We start from the raw sequence: 15,536 nt of genomic DNA on the forward strand, positions 1-15,536 counted from the left end.
CGCCGCGGTCGCGGCCGCCCGCGAGCTGGAGCGCGACCACGACCTCGTCCTCGTCGAGGGTGCCGGCGGGCTGCTCGTGCGGTTCACCCCCGAGGGCACCCTCGTCGACGTCGCCGCCGGCCTCGGTGCGGCGGTGCTCGTCGTCGCCGCCGCGGGGCTCGGGACCCTCAACCACACCGAGCTGACGACCCGTGCGCTGCGGGCCGCCGGGGTGGCGTGCGCGGGGATCGTCGTCGGGTCGATGCCGGCCGCGCCCGATCTGGCGACGACCTGCAACCTGGCCGATCTCCCCGAGGTCACCGGAGTTCCCCTGGTCGGGGCGCTGCCGGAGGGCGCGGGCGCGCTCGACGCCCAGGCTTTCGCACCGGTCGCCCGTCACAGTCTGGGGCCCCGGCTGGGCGGGGAATGGCACACTCCGGAACCGTGAGCATCTCGACGACGACGTTGTCCGACCGTCCCGGCGACCCGGGTCGCAGCGACATCCTGGCCGTGGCCCGGGAGCAGGTGCTGGAGCGGGGCGAAGGACTGACCCGGGAGCAGGTGCTCGAGGTCCTGCAGCTGCCCGACGAGTCGCTCGACGACCTCCTCGCGCTGGCCCACGACGTCCGGATGCGCTGGTGCGGCCCCGAGGTCGAGGTCGAGGGCATCATCTCGCTGAAGACGGGCGGCTGCCCCGAGGACTGCCACTTCTGCTCCCAGTCGGGGCTGTTCGCCTCGCCGGTGCGCTCGGCCTGGCTCGACGTCCCCATGCTGGTCGAGGCCGCGAAGCAGACCGCGAAGACCGGCGCCACGGAGTTCTGCATCGTCGCCGCCGTCCGCGGGCCCGATGAGCGGCTGATGGGCCAGGTCGCCGCGGGCGTCGCCGCGATCAAGGACGCCGTCGACATCAACGTCGCCTGCTCGCTGGGCATGCTCACCCCGGACCAGGTGACCCGGCTCGCCGAGATGGGCGTGCACCGCTACAACCACAACCTCGAGACAGCCCGGTCGTACTTCCCGAACGTCGTGACGACGCACACGTGGGAGGAGCGCTGGGAGACCCTGCGCCTGGTCCGCGAGGCCGGGATGGAGGTGTGCTGCGGCGGGATCGTCGGGATGGGCGAGACGCTGGAGCAGCGTGCGGAGTTCGCCGCGCAGCTCGCCGAGCTCACCCCCGACGAGGTGCCGCTGAACTTCCTCAACCCCCGGCCGGGCACGCCGTTCGGCGACCTGGAGCAGATGTCTGGCCCCGACGCGCTGCGCACCGTCGCCGCCTACCGGCTCGCCATGCCGCGCACGGTGCTGCGGTTCGCGGGTGGCCGTGAGATCACCCTGGGCGACCTCGGCGCGCGCCAGGGCCTGCTCGGCGGGATCAACGCCGTCATCGTCGGCAACTACCTGACGACGCTCGGACGCCCCGCCGAGGCCGACATCGACCTGCTCGGCGAGCTGCAGATGCCGATCAAGGCACTGAACGAGACCCTGTGACAGCGCCCGTGCAGGAGCCTGCGGCCGACGGCGCGGCCCAGTTCTGCGACCAGTGCGGCGCCCCGGCCGCCGAGCCCGGCCACGAGCGCTGCGCCGCCCGCCGCACCCTGGAGCCGCCGCGCTTCTGCCCGCAGTGTGCGCGGCGGATGGTCGTGCAGGTCGACCCCTTCGGCTGGACCGCCCGCTGCAGCCGCCACGGCGAGACGCACTCCTGAGTCGTGCGTGGCAACGGTCGCCATGGCGACCATTGCCACGCACAGGGGTTGCGAGAACCGGGCGGGCCAGCCTGACATGCTGTCGCGCATGGCGAACTGGGGGAACCTGCTCAAGCAGGTCGTCGACGTCGGGCTGAAGCTGCTGAGCAGCTCGAACCAGCAGCAGACCCGCCCGGGGCCCGCCCCGGCGCCCGCCTCGCGAGAGCCCGTCCGGCGCCCGCAGGGACACGGCGGCGTCCGCACCGCCCCGACGGCCGAGCGCGCCCGCACGATCGCCTACGCCCCCGACCTCGACGGTGCCGCGGATCCCGGCGAGATCGTCTGGGCCTGGGTGCCGTTCGAGGAGGACGCGAGCCAGGGCAAGGACCGGCCGCTGCTCGTCGTCGGCCGGGGCGGCGGAGCGCTGCTGGGGCTCATGCTCTCCAGCCAGCACAAACGCGACGGGGAGCCGGGCTGGGTGTCGATCGGCACCGGCGCATGGGACCGCGAGGGGCGCGACTCCTTCGTCCGGCTCGACCGGGTGCTGGAGGTCGGCGAGCACGACATCCGCCGCGAGGGCGCGATCCTCGACCGCGACCGGTTCGACCGCGTCGCCGACGAGCTGCGGTCGCGCTACGGCTGGCACTGACACCCGGCCACCCGCTCAGGGTCCGGGCCGCGTCCGTCAGGGCACCGACGCGGTGCTGCTCCCGGCGGTCAGCGAGGTCGACCGGTTCCCGGTGGCGACGGTGGTCGGCATGCACGCCGTCGACAGCTCGGTGATGACCGGGGTGACGCCCTCGCCCCGCTGGGCAGGCAAGCCCGGTCCGCCTGACGTCGGGTGGGGCCGCGTCGCCGGGGGGCGCTAGTTCGAACTGTGCTCGACGGCGAAGCTCGTCATCGGCGCGGGGACGGCGCGCAACTGGGACAGCAGCCCGGTCTCGCGCGCGAGCAGCGCCCGGACGAGCCGCAGCCGCTCGGTCGGGCAGGTCTGCTCCAGCAGCCGCTGCCGGTCGGTGATGGGCAGCAGGCAGTCGGCCGCGAGGACGTGGGGGAGCAGGTGCGGGTCGACGTCGCCACCCGGCTCGGACCACTCGCCGTTCTTCCACGCCGTCGCGCAGTAGCGCCGGTGCGCGGCCCGGGCGGCCGCCGACAGCGCCGGCGTCAGCTCGGCGTGGGAGGGCTCGTCGTCGGGCAGGTACTCGACGGTGCCCATCAGGTACGGCTTGGTCGCGTCGTCGAGCTCGAGCAGCCGGAACCGTTGCACGCCACGGGTGACGATGTCGTAGCGGCCGTCGGGCAGCCGTCGCACGTCGAGCAGCTCGGCGGTGCAGCCGACGCCGTGCAGCCCGGCCAGGCCGTCCGCGTCGGGCGTCCAGCCCTCCCGCACGGCGACGACGCCGAACTGCTTGCCCGGCACCGCGCCCGTCACGAGATCGACGGTCAGCTGGCGGTAGCGCGGCTCGAAGATGTGCAGCGGCAGTGACGACCCCGGCATGAGCACCGTCCCCAGCGGGAACAGCGGAATGGTCGTCGGCACCGGACTACGGTACGACGGCCCGTCCACCCTCGCCTGGCGGCCGCAGCACGGCGAAGGCGTCGGTGACGCGCAGGCTGCGGCGGGTGAACCGGAACAGCGCCGCGGGCCGCCCGCCGGCGGGACCGGGCGGGCAGACCGCGCCGGTCGGCTCGAGCTGACCGCGCCGGGTGAGTACCCGCTGCAGGTTCGTCGCCGAGACCGGGTGTCCCAGCGCGCCCGCGTAGATCTCGCGCAGCGCCGAGACGGTGAACTCCGCGGGGGCGAGCGCGAACCCGATGTTGGTGTAGGAGAGCTTGGCGCGCAGCCGGTCGAGCGCGTCGGTGACGATCTCGGCGTGGTCGAAGGCGGTGGGCGGCAGCGCGTCGACGAGATGCCAGGCCGTGTCGCCGGGAACGGCCGGGTCGGCGTCGGAGGGGACGAGCCCGAGGAACGCGGTCGCGACGACGCGCGCACCCGGGACCCGGTGCGGCGCGGAGAAGACGCCCAGCTGCTCGACGTGCGCGACGTCGCGCAGGTCGACCTTCTCGGCGAGCTGGCGGCGCACCGACTCCTCGACGTCCTCCTCGTCGCCCAGCCGGCCACCGGGCAACGCCCACCGGCCCTCGTCGGGCGCGATGGCACGCTGCCAGGCCAGCACGCACAGGCGCCCCTCGCGCACCTGCAGCACCGCCGCGAGGACCTCGTGGCAGGTGGGGAGCGCTGACGTGCCGGGCATGCGCCCAGCGTATGCGGCCCGGCGCGGCGGCCGGGACGTCACAGGGTGGGCCGGTGTTTCCGGAGCGTGAACGGCAGGTGAGTCCCTGGTCACCTCGACGGTGCCGGCGGACGACGGCGGCTGCTACGATCCCCTTGTTTTCGATTCATAGGCGAAAACAGGAGGAGGTGACCGATGAGCCCGACACAGGCCGTCGACGCGCCCATCACGGGTGCCGACTGGGCCGAGCAGGTCCACGAGCTGGCCCGCCGTCGGAACGCGGTCGTCCTGGCGCACAACTACCAGCTGCCCGAGATCCAGGACGTGGCCCACCACGTGGGCGACTCGCTGGCGCTCTCGCGGATCGCGGCCGCGGCCGACGCGGAGACCATCGTCTTCTGCGGCGTCCACTTCATGGCCGAGACCGCCAAGATCCTTGCTCCGGAGAAGACGGTCCTGATCCCCGACGCGGCCGCCGGCTGCTCGCTCGCCGACTCGATCACGGCAGACGAGCTGCGCGCCTGGAAGGCCGAGCACCCCGGCGCGGTCGTCGTCTCCTACGTGAACACCACCGCCGCGGTGAAGGCCGAGACCGATGTGTGCTGCACGTCGTCGAACGCCGTCGAGGTCGTCGAGTCGATCCCCGCCGACCGGGAGATCCTCTTCCTGCCCGACCAGTTCCTCGGCGCGCACGTCCGCCGGGTCACCGGTCGCGACAACATCCACGTGTGGGCGGGGGAGTGCCACGTCCACGCCGGCATCAACGGTGCCGAGCTCACCGCCAAGGCGCAGGCCGACCCCGAGGCCGAGCTCTTCGTGCACCCGGAGTGCGGCTGCGCCACCTCGGCGCTCTACCTGGCGACGGCGGGCGCGGTCCCCGCCGAGCGCGTCAAGATCCTCTCGACCGGCGGCATGCTCGACGCCGCCCGCCGGACCGGGGCGAGGTCGGTGCTGGTCGCGACGGAGGTCGGGATGCTGCACCAGCTGCGGCGGGCCGCTCCGGAGGTCGACTTCCGGGCCGTCAACGACCGCGCGTCGTGCCCCTACATGAAGATGATCACCCCGGAGAAGCTGGTCCGGTCGCTGCGCGAGGGCACCGACGAGGTGCACGTCGACCCCGACCTCGCCGCCCGCGGGCGCGAGGCGGTGCAGCGGATGATCGCCATCGGCCGCCCCGGCGGTGGGGAATGACCGCGTCGGGACGGACGTCGTCGGGCTGGGAGGCGGGGGCCGACCTCGTCGTCGTCGGCAGCGGCGTCGCGGGGCTCACGGCCGCGCTCGACGCGGTCGCCGCCGGGCTGCGGGTCGTCGTCGTCACCAAGGACGAGGTCGACGCCGGGTCGACCCGCTGGGCGCAGGGCGGCATCGCCGTCGTGCTCGGTGACGTGCCCGGCGACGACACCGACCGGCACGTCGCCGACACCCTGGCCGCGGGCGCGGGGCTGAACGACGCTCGTGCCGTCGCCGCGATCGTCGAGGCGGGTCCGGCGGCGTTCGCACACCTCCGCGCCCGTGGCGCGGTCTTCGACGCCGACCCGTCCGGGGGGCCGGGTCGGTTGGCGCGCACCCGGGAGGGCGGGCACACCGCCTTCCGGGTGGTGCCCGCCGGCGGCGACGCGACGGGTGCCGAGGTCGAACGCGCGCTCGTCGCGGCCGCTCGTGGAGTGGCGGGGCTGCCGCTGCTGGCCGGGCACGTCGGCCTCGACGTCGCGCTCGACGCGACCGGGCGGGTCGTCGGCTTGTGGGTCGCCGACGACCACGGCCGCCCGGGCCTGCTGCGCGCGCCCGCCGTGCTGCTCGCCACCGGTGGCTACGGCCAGCTGTTCGCGTCCACGACCAACCCCGCGGCCGTGACCGGCGACGGCATCGCGCTCGCCCTGCGGGCCGGGGCCACCGCGGCCGACCTGGAGTTCGTGCAGTTCCACCCCACGGTGCTCTACACGGGGCCGGCCGTAGGGCGCCGGCCGCTGGTCACCGAGGCCGTCCGCGGCGAGGGAGCGGTGCTGCGCGACCGCGCCGGCGTGCGGTTCATGACCGACGTGCACCCGCTCGCCGACCTCGCGCCGCGTGACGTCGTCGCCGCCGCGATCACCCGCCGGATGGCGCAGACCGGCACCGACTGCGTGTGGCTCGACGCCACCTCGATCGACGGCTTCGCCGTCCGCTTCCCGACGGTCTCGGCCTCCTGCCGCGACGCCGGCATCGACCCCCGCGTCGACCTGATCCCGGTGACGCCCGCCGCGCACTACGCCTGCGGTGGTGTCGTCGCCGACGTCGACGGGCGCACCGCCGTCCCCGGCCTGTACGCGGCGGGTGAGGTGGCGAGGACCGGGCTGCACGGGGCGAACCGCTTGGCGTCCAACAGCTTGCTGGAAGGTCTGGTCGTCGGCGGGCGCGCCGTCCGCGCGGTCGTGGCCGACCTCGCCGGACCCCGGGCGGCCCTCACCGATCCCGTCGCGCGGGGGGCCGCGGTACCCGTCGCCGACCGGCGCGTCGTGCAGCGGGCGATGAGCGCCTCGGCCGGCATCGGCCGCGACGCCGCCGGGCTCGCCGCGGCGTCCGACGCGATCGAGTCCGCCACCGTCCGGGCCCTGCCCGTCGACCGCGCGGGCGTCGAGGACGCCGCGCTCACCCTGCTCGGGCAGGCCGTGCTGGCCGCCGCGGGCACCCGACGCGAGACGAGGGGCTGCCACGTGCGCACCGACTTCCCCGACCGCGACGACGTCTGGCAGCGCGAGAGCCTCGTCGTCGCACTCGACGGCGACGGCAGGCCGGTCGTCGGCGACGGCCGGCGCATCGACGCAGCCGGCGACGGCCGGCGCATCGACGCCGTCGGCGGCGTGCTGGTGGGTGTGGCATGACGGCCGGGCGGCCGGCCGCCGGCGTCGGCGGCACCACCGAGATCGGCGTTCCCGACCGCGACGACCTGCTGCGCGTCGTCCGCACCGCGCTGGAGGAGGACCTGCGCTACGGCCCCGACGCGACGACTGCGGCGACCGTCCCGGCCGACGCGGTGGCAGTGGGGGAGTTCACCCCGCGGCGCGCCGGAGTCCTGGCCGGTCTCCCGGTCGCGCGGGCGGTGCTGGACGAGGTGCTCGGGGGTGAGTGGGAGGAGATGGCGGCGCTGGAGGACGGCGCGTCGTTGACCGCGGGCGAGCCCGCGCTCGTCGTCCGTGCCCCCGTCCGTGGGCTGCTGACGGCCGAGCGCACCGCGCTCAACCTGCTGTGCCACCTCTCCGGGGTGGCGACGGCCACCCGGGCCTGGGTCGACGCGCTCGCCGGCACCCCTGCCCGCGTCCGCGACACCCGCAAGACGCTGCCGGGCCTGCGGCTGCTGGAGAAGTACGCCGTCCGCTGCGGGGGTGGGGTCAACCACCGGCTCGGGCTCGGCGACGCGGTCCTGATCAAGGACAACCACGTCGCCGCCGCGGGCTCGGTGTCGGCGGCCCTCGCGGCTGCCCGCGCCCTCGCCCCGGACCTGCCCTGCGAGGTGGAGGTCGACTCCCTCGACCAGCTCGACGACGTCCTCGCCCTCGGCGCGGAACTCGTGCTGCTCGACAACTTCACACCCGCGCAGACGGCCGAGGCCGTGCGCAGGCGCGGGGCGTCGCCGACGCTGCTCGAGTCCTCCGGCGGCATCGTGCTGGCGGACGCGGCGGCCTACGCCGCGACCGGGGTCGACTTCATCTCCGTCGGGGCGCTGACCCACTCGGTCACGGCCCTCGACCTCGGGCTCGACCTGCGTCAGTAGTGCGCTGGAGAACTCGGGCGCACTGCGCGACGCCCAGGCGGCGCCCTCGCGGCGTTGGTCGAGTGCGTCGACACCACAGCGGTATCGCCACACCCGCCCGCCGTGCGATGACACCACCTGGACGCCGCTCGCTACGGCCGGAGTTCTCCAGCACCCTCCTGGCCGTACGCTGATGGCCATGCTTCGCCGTCTCGACCTGCGCCACGACACCCTGCCCCGGCCCGCCGTCCTGCGGGGGATCGTGCCCAGGGCCGCGATCGACGTCGACGCCGCGCTCGAGATCGTCCGGCCCATCGTCGACGCGGTCCGCGACCGCGGCGTCGAGGCCGCGCTGGAGTACACCGAGCGCTTCGACAAGGTCCGCCCCGCGAGCGTGCGGGTGCCCGCCGAGGCGCTCGCCGCGGCGCTCGACGCGCTCGACCCGGCGGTCCGCGCGGCGCTGGAGACCTCGATCGAGCGCGCGCGGACGGTGCACGCCGAGCAGCGGCGCACCGACGTCGTCACGAACGTCGTGCCGGGCGGGACGGTCACCGAGCGGTTCGTACCGGTCCGCCGTGTCGGCCTCTACGCGCCGGGCGGGCTCGCGGTCTACCCGTCGTCGGTGGTGATGAACGTGGTGCCGGCGCAGGCGGCCGGCGTCGAGTCGCTCGTCGTCGCGTCGCCGCCGCAGGCCGACAACGGCGGCCTCCCGCACCCGACGATCCTCGCCGCCGCCGCGCTGCTGGGGGTCGACGAGGTGTGGGCCGTCGGTGGCGCGCAGTGCGTCGCGCTGCTCGCCCACGGTGGCACCGACACCGATGGGGGAGACCTCGAGCCCGTCGACATGGTCACCGGGCCCGGCAACATCTACCTCACCGCCGCGAAGCGACTGCTGCGCGGCCTGATCGGGATCGACGCCGAGGCCGGCACCACGGAGATCGCCGTGCTCGCCGACGCGACGGCCGACCCGGTGCACGTCGCCGCGGACCTGATCTCCCAGGCCGAGCACGACCCCAATGCGGCGTCCGTCCTGGTCACGACGTCGGAGGAGCTCGCCGACGCCGTCGACGCCGCGCTCGTCCCGATGGTCGGGTCCACCAAGCACACCGAACGCATCCGCACCGCGCTCTCGGGCCCCCAGTCCGGCACGATCCTCGTCGCGAACCTCGACGACGCGGTCGCCGTCGTCGACGCCTACGCCGCCGAGCACCTGGAGATCCAGACGGCCGACGCCCGCGCGGTCGCCGCCCGCGTCCGCAACGCCGGCGCGATCTTCGTCGGGGCCTGGTCGCCGGTGTCGCTGGGCGACTACTGCGCCGGCTCCAACCACGTGCTGCCCACCGGCGGCTGCGCCCGGCACTCGGGCGGGCTGTCGGTGCAGACGTTCCTGCGCGGCATCCACGTCGTCGAGTACACCGAGGACGCGCTGCGCGACGTGGCCGACCAGGTCGTGACGCTGGCCGTCGCCGAGGACCTGCCCGCCCACGGCGAGGCCGTCACGGCCAGGTTCGCCCGATGACCGCGGTGTCCCAGCCCGTGGTGGGCGCGGAGGTCCGGCTGGACGACCTCCCCCTGCGTGCCGACCTGCGTGGCAAGAGCCCCTACGGCGCGCCCCAGCTCGACGTGCCGGTGCGGCTCAACACCAACGAGAACCCGTACCCGCCGCCCGCCGAGCTGGTCTCCGACGTCACGGGCGCGGTCGCGGCCGCCGCCGTCGACCTGCACCGCTACCCGGACCGCGATGCGGTCGACCTGCGCACCGACCTCGCCGAGTACCTCACGCGCCGCACGGGCGTCGCGCTCACCGCGGCCAACGTGTGGGCCGCCAACGGCTCCAACGAGATCCTCCAGCAGATCCTGCAGGCCTTCGGCGGCCCCGGGCGGCGCGCCGTCGGGTTCGAACCGTCGTACTCGATGCACCCGATCATCTCCTCGGGCACGCAGACCGAGTGGGTGCCCGCGCCCCGGACCGCGACGTTCGGCATCGACATCGCCGCCGCCCGCGCGGTGCTGACCGAGCGGGCCCCCGACGTCACGTTCCTGACCAGCCCGAACAACCCCACCGGCCAGTCGCTCGACCCCGACGAGGTCGCGTCCCTGGTCGACGCGGCACCCGGGATCGTCGTCGTCGACGAGGCCTACGGCGAGTTCTCCTCGCACCCCAGCGCGATCCGCCTCCTCGACACCCACGGCGACAAGCTGATCGTGTCGCGCACCATGAGCAAGGCGTTCGCCTTCGCGGGTGGCCGGCTGGGCTATCTCGCGGCCGCGCCCGCCGTCGTCGACGCGCTGCAGCTCGTGCGCCTGCCCTACCACCTCTCGGTGCTCTCGCAGGCCGCCGCCCGCGCTGCGCTGAGACACGCCGACGCCACTCTCGCCTCGGTCGCGCTGCTGTCGGCCGAGCGCGACCGGGTCATGGCCGCGCTGGCCGCCGCGGGCTTCGCCGTCGTCCCCAGCGATGCCAACTTCGTGCTCTTCGGCCGCTTCGCCGACGCGCCGCGCGCCTGGCGGGCGTTCCTCGACCGCGGCGTCCTGATCCGCGACGTCGGCATCCCCGCGCACCTGCGCGTCACCGTCGGCACCCCCGAGGAGAACGACGCCTTCCTCGCGGCCGCCACGGCGCTCGCCACGACCGAACTGGAGACCGACCGATGACCGGACGGGTCGGGCGCATCGAACGCGCCACCAAGGAGACCAAGATCAGCGTCGAGATCGACCTCGACGGCACCGGCACCGCGGACGTGAACACCGGCGTGCCGTTCTTCGACCACATGCTCGACGCCTTCGGCAAGCACGGCGCCTTCGACCTGCGCGTGCACGCCGACGGCGACACCCACATCGACGTGCACCACACCGTCGAGGACACCGCGATCGTGCTGGGCCAGGCGATCCGGCAGGCACTGGGGGACAAGAAGGGCATCCGCCGCTTCGGCGACTCCTGGATCCCGATGGACGAGGCGCTGGCGCAGTGCGTCGTCGACGTCTCGGGGCGGCCCTACACCGTGCACACCGGGGAGCCGGAGATGATGCGCGGATTCGTCGTGGGCGGGCACTACCCGACGGTGCTCAACCGGCACGTCTTCGAGTCGCTGGCCTTCCACGGGCACCTCGCGCTGCACGTGCGGGTGCTCGACGGTCGCGACCCCCACCACATCACCGAGGCGGAGTTCAAGGCCGTCGCGCGCGCGCTGCGTGCCGCCACCGAACCCGACGCCCGGATCACCGGCATCGCCTCGACGAAGGGCGCGCTCTGACCCTGCCCGCCCGGCTGTGCTCGGGTACTGAGGTGTCCCGCGCCCGGGCGACGGCGGGTGATCGGCGTTCGGGGGACATGAGCGCAGCTGCGTGCGCTCATGTCCCCGGTTCAGCGATCGACCTGCGTGCGGCGCCCTCTGACGGCCCACGGCGGGTTTCCTCATGGCTGCGTCGGTCGCCGCGCGGATGATCGGCGTGTGCGCGTGTCCGTGGCTCGGTGGGGCCGGGGGCGGGTGCGCTCGCTCGGCCGAGTCCGTCGCGCGGTGGCGGGCGCCCCGTGCCCCGTGGCAATCACCCGAGCCCGCTGCCCTGGACCGGGGCCGGAGAGCCGGCGCCCGAGGACGGCTGCTCGCGGACCGCTGCTCGAGGATCGGCGCGCGAGGGCTACTGCTCGCGGATCGGCCGCGCGAGGACGGCGACCTCGGAGGACAGCCACGCCGGAGGAGCGCCACACCGAAGGACGGGCACGCCGGAGGACGCCAGCACCTGCACGCGCGGCGGAGGGCCACCAGCGGGCCGGCCCCGCACTCGTGATCAGCATGTGCGGGACTCGAGCGCATTCCACGGCGCCCACGTCCCCCGTTCGGTGATCACCTGTGGCGGGGCGGGGTCGGAGCGGGCCTCGCGGTGCGTGGCCGCGGCCGGGCCCGTCTATCCTTGCCGGGTGTCGCAGATCGTCGTGCTGGACTACGGATCGGGCAACCTGCGCTCCGCCGAGCGTGCGTTGCGCCGTGTCGGCGCCGACGTCACGGTGACGGCCGACGCCGACCTGGCGGTCGAGGCCGACGGGCTCGTCGTGCCGGGGGTGGGCGCGTTCGCGGCGTGCATGACCGGGCTGCGCTCGGTCGGGGGCCCGCGGATCATCGAGCGGCGGCTCGCCGGCGGCCGTCCGGTGCTGGGCATCTGCGTCGGGATGCAGGTGCTGTTCGACCGTGGCGTCGAGTGGGGCGAGGAGACCGACGGCTGCGGGCAGTGGCCGGGCACCGTCGAGCGGTTGAAGGCCGACGTGTTGCCGCACATGGGTTGGAACACCGTCCGCGCCCCCGAGGCCAGCGTGCTGTTCGCCGGGCTGCCCGCCGACACCCGCTTCTACTTCGTCCACTCCTTCGGCGTGCGCCGCTGGGAGCTGGAGGAGTCGGACGTGCTGCGTCCGCCCCTGGTCACGTGGGCTCACCACGGCGAGGACTTCGTCGCCGCCGTCGAGAACGGGGCGCTCGCCGCGACCCAGTTCCACCCCGAGAAGTCGGGTGACGCGGGCGCGGCGGTGCTGTCCAACTGGCTGCGCGACGTCGTCGGCTGACACCCGTGACGACCCGTAAGCGCAAGCCCGCCTCGACGAGCAGCCGGTCGGGCGCCTCGACGCCGAAATCCCGGCGGACGAGCACCCGCAGCACGACAACCCGCAGCACGACCACCCGCAGGACGCCGAGGCGCCGCACGACCACCCGGCGGCGCACGTCGTCGGCGAGCACGGTGGGCAGCGTCGTCGGCGCGGCACTGGCCGGTGTGCTGGCGAGCGCGCTCGGCGGGATCCCGTGGTGGGGCTGGGTGCTGCTGATCGTCGTGGGGCTCGTCGTGGGGCTCGCGTGGGCGGCTGCCCGCGGCCGGGCGGCGCTGCGCGCCGAGGGACAGGGTGGGACCGCCCCGGAGGAACCTGCCCGCTGACCGTCACCAGGAGGCCTTGTGAGTGCGTTGCCGCTGCTGCCGACGTCGCTCGTCGGCAGCTACGTCCAGCCCGACTGGCTGATCGACCGCGACAAGCTGTCGAGCCGACTGCCACCGCGGGTCCGTGCGAAGGAGCTGTGGCGGGTCGCGCCGGAGTTCCTCGCCCAGGCGCAGGACGACGCGACGCTGCTCGCGATCCGGGCGCAGGAGCGGGCGGGTCTGGACATCCTCACCGACGGCGAGATCCGCCGGGAGAGCTACTCCAACCACTTCGCGACGGCCCTCGACGGGGTCGACGTCGACAACCCGGGCACGGCGATCGACCGCACGGGCCACCCGAACCCGGTGCCGCGCATCGTCGGGCCGATCGCCCGGTCCGCCCCGATCGAGGTGCGCCACCTGCAGTTCCTGCGGGCCGCGACCGACCGGACCGTCAAGATGACCGTTCCCGGCCCGTTCACGATGAGCCAGCAGGCCCAGAACGACCACTACCCCGACGCCGAGGCGGCCGCGATGGGCTACGCGGCGGCCGTCAACGCCGAGATCCGCGACCTCTTCGCCGCGGGCGCCGACGTCGTGCAGATCGACGAGCCGTACATGCAGGCCCGCCCCGATGCCGCCCGTGCCTACGGCCTGGCCGCGCTCGATGCCGCGCTCGACGGTGTCGAGGGGACGACGGCCGTGCACATCTGCTTCGGCTACGCCGCGATCGTCCACGAGCGGCCCGAGGGCTACTCGTTCCTCCCGGAGCTCGCGGGGTGCACCGCCGACCAGATCTCCATCGAGACCGCCCAGTCCGGACTGGACCTGGGCGTGCTCGCCGACCTCGCGGACAAGACGATCGTCCTCGGGGTCATCGACCTGTCCGACCCGGCCGTCGAGTCGCCCGAGACCGTCGCCGCCCGCGGCCGCCGGGCGTTCGCGCACACCACACCCGAGCGGATCGTGCTCGCGACCGACTGCGGGATGAAGTACCTGCCGCGGGCCTCGGCCGAGGGCAAGCTGGCCTCGCTCGCGGGAGGAGCGGCGTTGTTGCGCGCGGAGCTGGGCTGAGCGCGGACCGTTCGGCGGTTGCGGAAGGCCGCCTCGGTAGGCTCAGTGCGTGAGCTTCACGCTGCTGCCCGCCGTCGACGTCGCCGACGGCCAGGCCGTCCGCCTCGTCCAGGGCGAGGCCGGGACCGAGACCGGTTACGGCGACCCGCTGGAGGCCGCGCTCGCCTGGCAGCGCGACGGGGCCGAGTGGATCCATCTCGTCGACCTCGACGCCGCCTTCGGCCGCGGCTCCAACGCCGACCTGCTCGCGGGGGTCGTCGGCCGGCTGGACGTCAAGGTGGAGCTGTCGGGCGGGATCCGCGACGATGCGTCGCTCGAGCGCGCGCTGGCCACCGGCTGCGCCCGGGTCAACCTCGGCACCGCGGCGATCGAGAACCCCGACTGGTGCGCCGCGGCCATCGCGAAGCACGGCGACAAGATCGCCGTCGGGCTCGACGTCAAGATCAAGGACGGGCAGCACCGGCTCGCGGCGCGCGGCTGGACCACCGACGGCGGCGACCTCTGGGAGGCCCTCGCCCGTCTCGACGGCGACGGGTGCGCCCGCTACGTGGTCACCGACGTCGGCAAGGACGGCACGTTGAAGGGCCCCAACGTCGACCTGCTGCGCGACGTCGCCGCCGCCACCCCGGCGCCGGTGATCGCCTCGGGCGGCATCGCCGAGGTGTCCGACCTCGTCACCCTCGCGCAGGCCAAGGCCGACGGCGCGAACATCGAGGGCTCGATCGTCGGCAAGGCGCTCTACGCGGGCCGGTTCACCCTGCCCGAGGCGCTGGCCGCCGTCGCCGCCGTGCGCGCGCAGGGTCGGGCGGCGGGCTGATGGGCGTCGCCGTCCGGGTCATCCCCTGCCTCGACGTCGACGCCGGCCGGGTCGTCAAGGGCGTCAACTTCGCCGACCTGCGCGACGCGGGCGACCCCGTCGAGATGGCCGCCGTCTACGACGCCGAGGGTGCCGACGAGCTGACGTTCCTCGACGTCACGGCGTCGTCGGGGGAGCGCGCCACGATGCTCGACGTGGTGCGCCGCACCGCCGAACAGGTCTTCATCCCGCTCACCGTGGGCGGCGGGGTCCGCACCCCCGAGGACATCGACACGCTGCTGCGCGCCGGTGCGGACAAGGTCAGCATCAACACCGCCGCCATCGCCCGGCCGGAGCTGCTGGGCGAGTGTGCGCGCCGGTTCGGGTCGCAGTGCATCGTGCTGTCGGTCGACGCCCGGCGCGTCCAGGACGGGCCGCCGACCGCCTCGGGCTACGAGGTGACGACGCACGGGGGGCGGCGCGGCACCGGGATCGACGCCGTCGAGTGGGCGGCGCGGGGCCAGGAACTGGGCGTCGGGGAGATCCTGCTCAACTCCATGGACGCCGACGGCACCCGCGCCGGGTTCGACATCGAGATGATCGAGCAGGTCCGCAAGGTCGTCGACGTCCCGGTGATCGCCAGCGGCGGCGCGGGCAAGGTCGACGACTTCCTGCCCGCCGTGCGCGCGGGTGCCGACGCGGTGCTCGCGGCGAGCGTCTTCCACTTCGGGACGCTGCGCATCTCCGAGGTGAAGAACGGCCTGCGGGCCGGGGCGGTGGAAGTGCGATGACCCGCGTTCTCGACTCCGAGCTCGACCCCGCCATCGCCGGGCGGCTCAAGCGCAACGCCGACGGCCTCGTGTGTGCCGTCGTGCAGGCGCACGGCACCGGCGAGGTGCTGATGGTCGCGTGGATGGACGACGAGGCCCTGCACCGCACCCTGACCACGGGCCGCGGCACCTACTGGTCGCGTTCGCGCGAGGAGTACTGGGTCAAGGGCGACACGTCCGGACACGTCCAGCACGTCCGCGAGGTGCGGCTCGACTGCGACGGCGACGCGGTGCTCGTCGTCGTCGACCAGGCGGGCCCGGCCTGTCACACCGGCACCCGGACGTGCTTCGACGCCGATCTCCTGAGCTGAG

Annotated in this window: 20 protein-coding genes; 16 read left to right on the forward strand and 4 right to left on the reverse strand. The window is 74.5% G+C overall.

Features of this window, described 5'->3' with window-relative positions:
* The 4 genes from bioD to PSD17_RS28085 form a co-directional block, all read left to right on the forward strand.
* Window positions 1-427, forward strand: a 427-nt coding sequence (bioD, locus tag PSD17_RS28070) for an ATP-dependent dethiobiotin synthetase BioD (protein ID WP_339125297.1), incomplete at its 5' end; no start/stop codon positions are given.
* A complete protein-coding gene (bioB, locus tag PSD17_RS28075) occupies window positions 406-1,467 on the forward strand; it encodes a biotin synthase BioB (RefSeq protein WP_049803406.1) in 1,062 nt (353 codons plus the stop codon). The genes bioD and bioB, both read left to right, overlap by 22 nt.
* Window positions 1,464-1,682, forward strand: coding sequence for a biotin synthase auxiliary protein BsaP (gene bsaP / locus PSD17_RS28080; RefSeq protein ID WP_013674964.1), 219 nt, complete (start codon window positions 1,464-1,466; stop codon window positions 1,680-1,682). Before bioB ends, bsaP begins: the two co-directional genes overlap by 4 nt.
* 88 nt (window positions 1,683-1,770) lie before the next feature.
* Complete coding sequence (locus PSD17_RS28085; protein ID WP_086002805.1) at window positions 1,771-2,310, forward strand: type II toxin-antitoxin system PemK/MazF family toxin; 540 nt, start codon at window positions 1,771-1,773, stop codon at window positions 2,308-2,310.
* 36 nt (window positions 2,311-2,346) lie between these two features.
* Here PSD17_RS28085 and PSD17_RS28090 read toward each other — a convergent pair whose 3' ends face one another.
* The 4 genes from PSD17_RS28090 to PSD17_RS35485 all read right to left on the reverse strand — a co-directional run bounded on the left by PSD17_RS28090 (window position 2,347) and on the right by PSD17_RS35485 (window position 4,122).
* Complete coding sequence (locus PSD17_RS28090; RefSeq protein ID WP_267939123.1) at window positions 2,347-2,481, reverse strand: hypothetical protein; 135 nt, start codon at window positions 2,479-2,481, stop codon at window positions 2,347-2,349.
* Between the two features lie 45 nt (window positions 2,482-2,526).
* Window positions 2,527-3,201, reverse strand: a complete 675-nt coding sequence (locus tag PSD17_RS28095; RefSeq protein WP_041759667.1) for an LON peptidase substrate-binding domain-containing protein — start codon at window positions 3,199-3,201, stop codon at window positions 2,527-2,529.
* A gap of 4 nt (window positions 3,202-3,205) precedes the next feature.
* Window positions 3,206-3,916, reverse strand: coding sequence for an NUDIX hydrolase (locus tag PSD17_RS28100; RefSeq protein ID WP_013674968.1), 711 nt, complete (start codon window positions 3,914-3,916; stop codon window positions 3,206-3,208).
* 89 nt (window positions 3,917-4,005) lie between these two features.
* On the reverse strand, window positions 4,006-4,122 hold the full coding sequence (locus tag PSD17_RS35485; RefSeq protein ID WP_379652881.1) for a hypothetical protein: 117 nt from the start codon (window positions 4,120-4,122) through the stop codon (window positions 4,006-4,008).
* Between PSD17_RS35485 and nadA the strand changes: the two genes are divergently transcribed.
* The 12 genes from nadA to hisI all read left to right on the forward strand — a co-directional run bounded on the left by nadA (window position 4,091) and on the right by hisI (window position 15,535).
* Window positions 4,091-5,086, forward strand: a complete 996-nt coding sequence (nadA, locus tag PSD17_RS28105; protein ID WP_339125307.1) for a quinolinate synthase NadA — start codon at window positions 4,091-4,093, stop codon at window positions 5,084-5,086. The two genes, PSD17_RS35485 and nadA, sit on opposite strands and share 32 nt — an antisense overlap.
* Window positions 5,083-6,756 carry an L-aspartate oxidase gene (locus PSD17_RS28110; protein ID WP_339125309.1) on the forward strand — a complete coding sequence of 558 codons (1,674 nt, stop codon included), beginning with the start codon at window positions 5,083-5,085 and terminating at the stop codon, window positions 6,754-6,756. Before nadA ends, PSD17_RS28110 begins: the two co-directional genes overlap by 4 nt.
* A complete protein-coding gene (nadC, locus tag PSD17_RS28115; RefSeq protein ID WP_339125311.1) occupies window positions 6,753-7,646 on the forward strand; it encodes a carboxylating nicotinate-nucleotide diphosphorylase in 894 nt (297 codons plus the stop codon). Before PSD17_RS28110 ends, nadC begins: the two co-directional genes overlap by 4 nt.
* A gap of 178 nt (window positions 7,647-7,824) precedes the next feature.
* Window positions 7,825-9,144: a histidinol dehydrogenase gene (gene hisD / locus PSD17_RS28120; RefSeq protein WP_041761231.1), complete on the forward strand. Its 1,320-nt coding sequence runs from the start codon at window positions 7,825-7,827 to the stop codon at window positions 9,142-9,144.
* Complete coding sequence (locus PSD17_RS28125) at window positions 9,141-10,280, forward strand: histidinol-phosphate transaminase (protein ID WP_339125313.1); 1,140 nt, start codon at window positions 9,141-9,143, stop codon at window positions 10,278-10,280. Before hisD ends, PSD17_RS28125 begins: the two co-directional genes overlap by 4 nt.
* Window positions 10,277-10,879 carry an imidazoleglycerol-phosphate dehydratase HisB gene (hisB, locus tag PSD17_RS28130; protein WP_339125315.1) on the forward strand — a complete coding sequence of 201 codons (603 nt, stop codon included), beginning with the start codon at window positions 10,277-10,279 and terminating at the stop codon, window positions 10,877-10,879. The genes PSD17_RS28125 and hisB overlap by 4 nt, the downstream gene beginning before the upstream one ends.
* A 665-nt stretch (window positions 10,880-11,544) precedes the next feature.
* Window positions 11,545-12,180 (forward strand): imidazole glycerol phosphate synthase subunit HisH, encoded by a 636-nt coding sequence (gene hisH / locus PSD17_RS28135; RefSeq protein WP_339125316.1) that lies wholly within the window; start codon window positions 11,545-11,547, stop codon window positions 12,178-12,180.
* 5 nt (window positions 12,181-12,185) lie between these two features.
* On the forward strand, window positions 12,186-12,545 hold the full coding sequence (locus PSD17_RS28140) for a hypothetical protein (protein WP_132975449.1): 360 nt from the start codon (window positions 12,186-12,188) through the stop codon (window positions 12,543-12,545).
* A gap of 18 nt (window positions 12,546-12,563) precedes the next feature.
* A complete protein-coding gene (locus tag PSD17_RS28145; RefSeq protein ID WP_103382723.1) occupies window positions 12,564-13,598 on the forward strand; it encodes a uroporphyrinogen decarboxylase family protein in 1,035 nt (344 codons plus the stop codon).
* A gap of 49 nt (window positions 13,599-13,647) precedes the next feature.
* The gene (gene priA, locus PSD17_RS28150; RefSeq protein WP_013674978.1) at window positions 13,648-14,415 is read left to right on the forward strand and encodes a bifunctional 1-(5-phosphoribosyl)-5-((5-phosphoribosylamino)methylideneamino)imidazole-4-carboxamide isomerase/phosphoribosylanthranilate isomerase PriA; all 768 of its coding nucleotides are present in this window, start codon (window positions 13,648-13,650) and stop codon (window positions 14,413-14,415) included.
* Window positions 14,415-15,185 (forward strand): imidazole glycerol phosphate synthase subunit HisF, encoded by a 771-nt coding sequence (gene hisF / locus PSD17_RS28155; RefSeq protein WP_103382722.1) that lies wholly within the window; start codon window positions 14,415-14,417, stop codon window positions 15,183-15,185. Before priA ends, hisF begins: the two co-directional genes overlap by 1 nt.
* Window positions 15,182-15,535, forward strand: a complete 354-nt coding sequence (gene hisI / locus PSD17_RS28160) for a phosphoribosyl-AMP cyclohydrolase (RefSeq protein ID WP_339125320.1) — start codon at window positions 15,182-15,184, stop codon at window positions 15,533-15,535. The genes hisF and hisI overlap by 4 nt, the downstream gene beginning before the upstream one ends.
* Window position 15,536 lies beyond the last annotated feature (1 nt).

Origin of the sequence: Pseudonocardia sp. D17 (assembly GCF_036984265.1) — a bacterium.
GTDB classification, from domain to species: Bacteria; Actinomycetota; Actinomycetes; order Mycobacteriales; family Pseudonocardiaceae; genus Pseudonocardia; species Pseudonocardia benzenivorans.

Coding starts and splice junctions, on each gene's coding strand:
- hisI (WP_339125320.1), top strand. CDS start 15,182: ATGACCCGCGTTCTCGACTCCGAGCTCGACCCCGCCATCGCCGGGCGG.
- hisF (WP_103382722.1), top strand. CDS start 14,415: ATGGGCGTCGCCGTCCGGGTCATCCCCTGCCTCGACGTCGACGCCGGC.
- hisB (WP_339125315.1), top strand. CDS start 10,277: ATGACCGGACGGGTCGGGCGCATCGAACGCGCCACCAAGGAGACCAAG.
- PSD17_RS28085 (WP_086002805.1), top strand. CDS start 1,771: ATGGCGAACTGGGGGAACCTGCTCAAGCAGGTCGTCGACGTCGGGCTG.
- hisD (WP_041761231.1), top strand. CDS start 7,825: ATGCTTCGCCGTCTCGACCTGCGCCACGACACCCTGCCCCGGCCCGCC.
- PSD17_RS28125 (WP_339125313.1), top strand. CDS start 9,141: ATGACCGCGGTGTCCCAGCCCGTGGTGGGCGCGGAGGTCCGGCTGGAC.
- nadA (WP_339125307.1), top strand. CDS start 4,091: ATGAGCCCGACACAGGCCGTCGACGCGCCCATCACGGGTGCCGACTGG.
- PSD17_RS28100 (WP_013674968.1), bottom strand. CDS start 3,916: ATGCCCGGCACGTCAGCGCTCCCCACCTGCCACGAGGTCCTCGCGGCG.
- bioB (WP_049803406.1), top strand. CDS start 406: ATGGCACACTCCGGAACCGTGAGCATCTCGACGACGACGTTGTCCGAC.
- nadC (WP_339125311.1), top strand. CDS start 6,753: ATGACGGCCGGGCGGCCGGCCGCCGGCGTCGGCGGCACCACCGAGATC.
- PSD17_RS28110 (WP_339125309.1), top strand. CDS start 5,083: ATGACCGCGTCGGGACGGACGTCGTCGGGCTGGGAGGCGGGGGCCGAC.
- PSD17_RS35485 (WP_379652881.1), bottom strand. CDS start 4,122: ATGGGCGCGTCGACGGCCTGTGTCGGGCTCATCGGTCACCTCCTCCTG.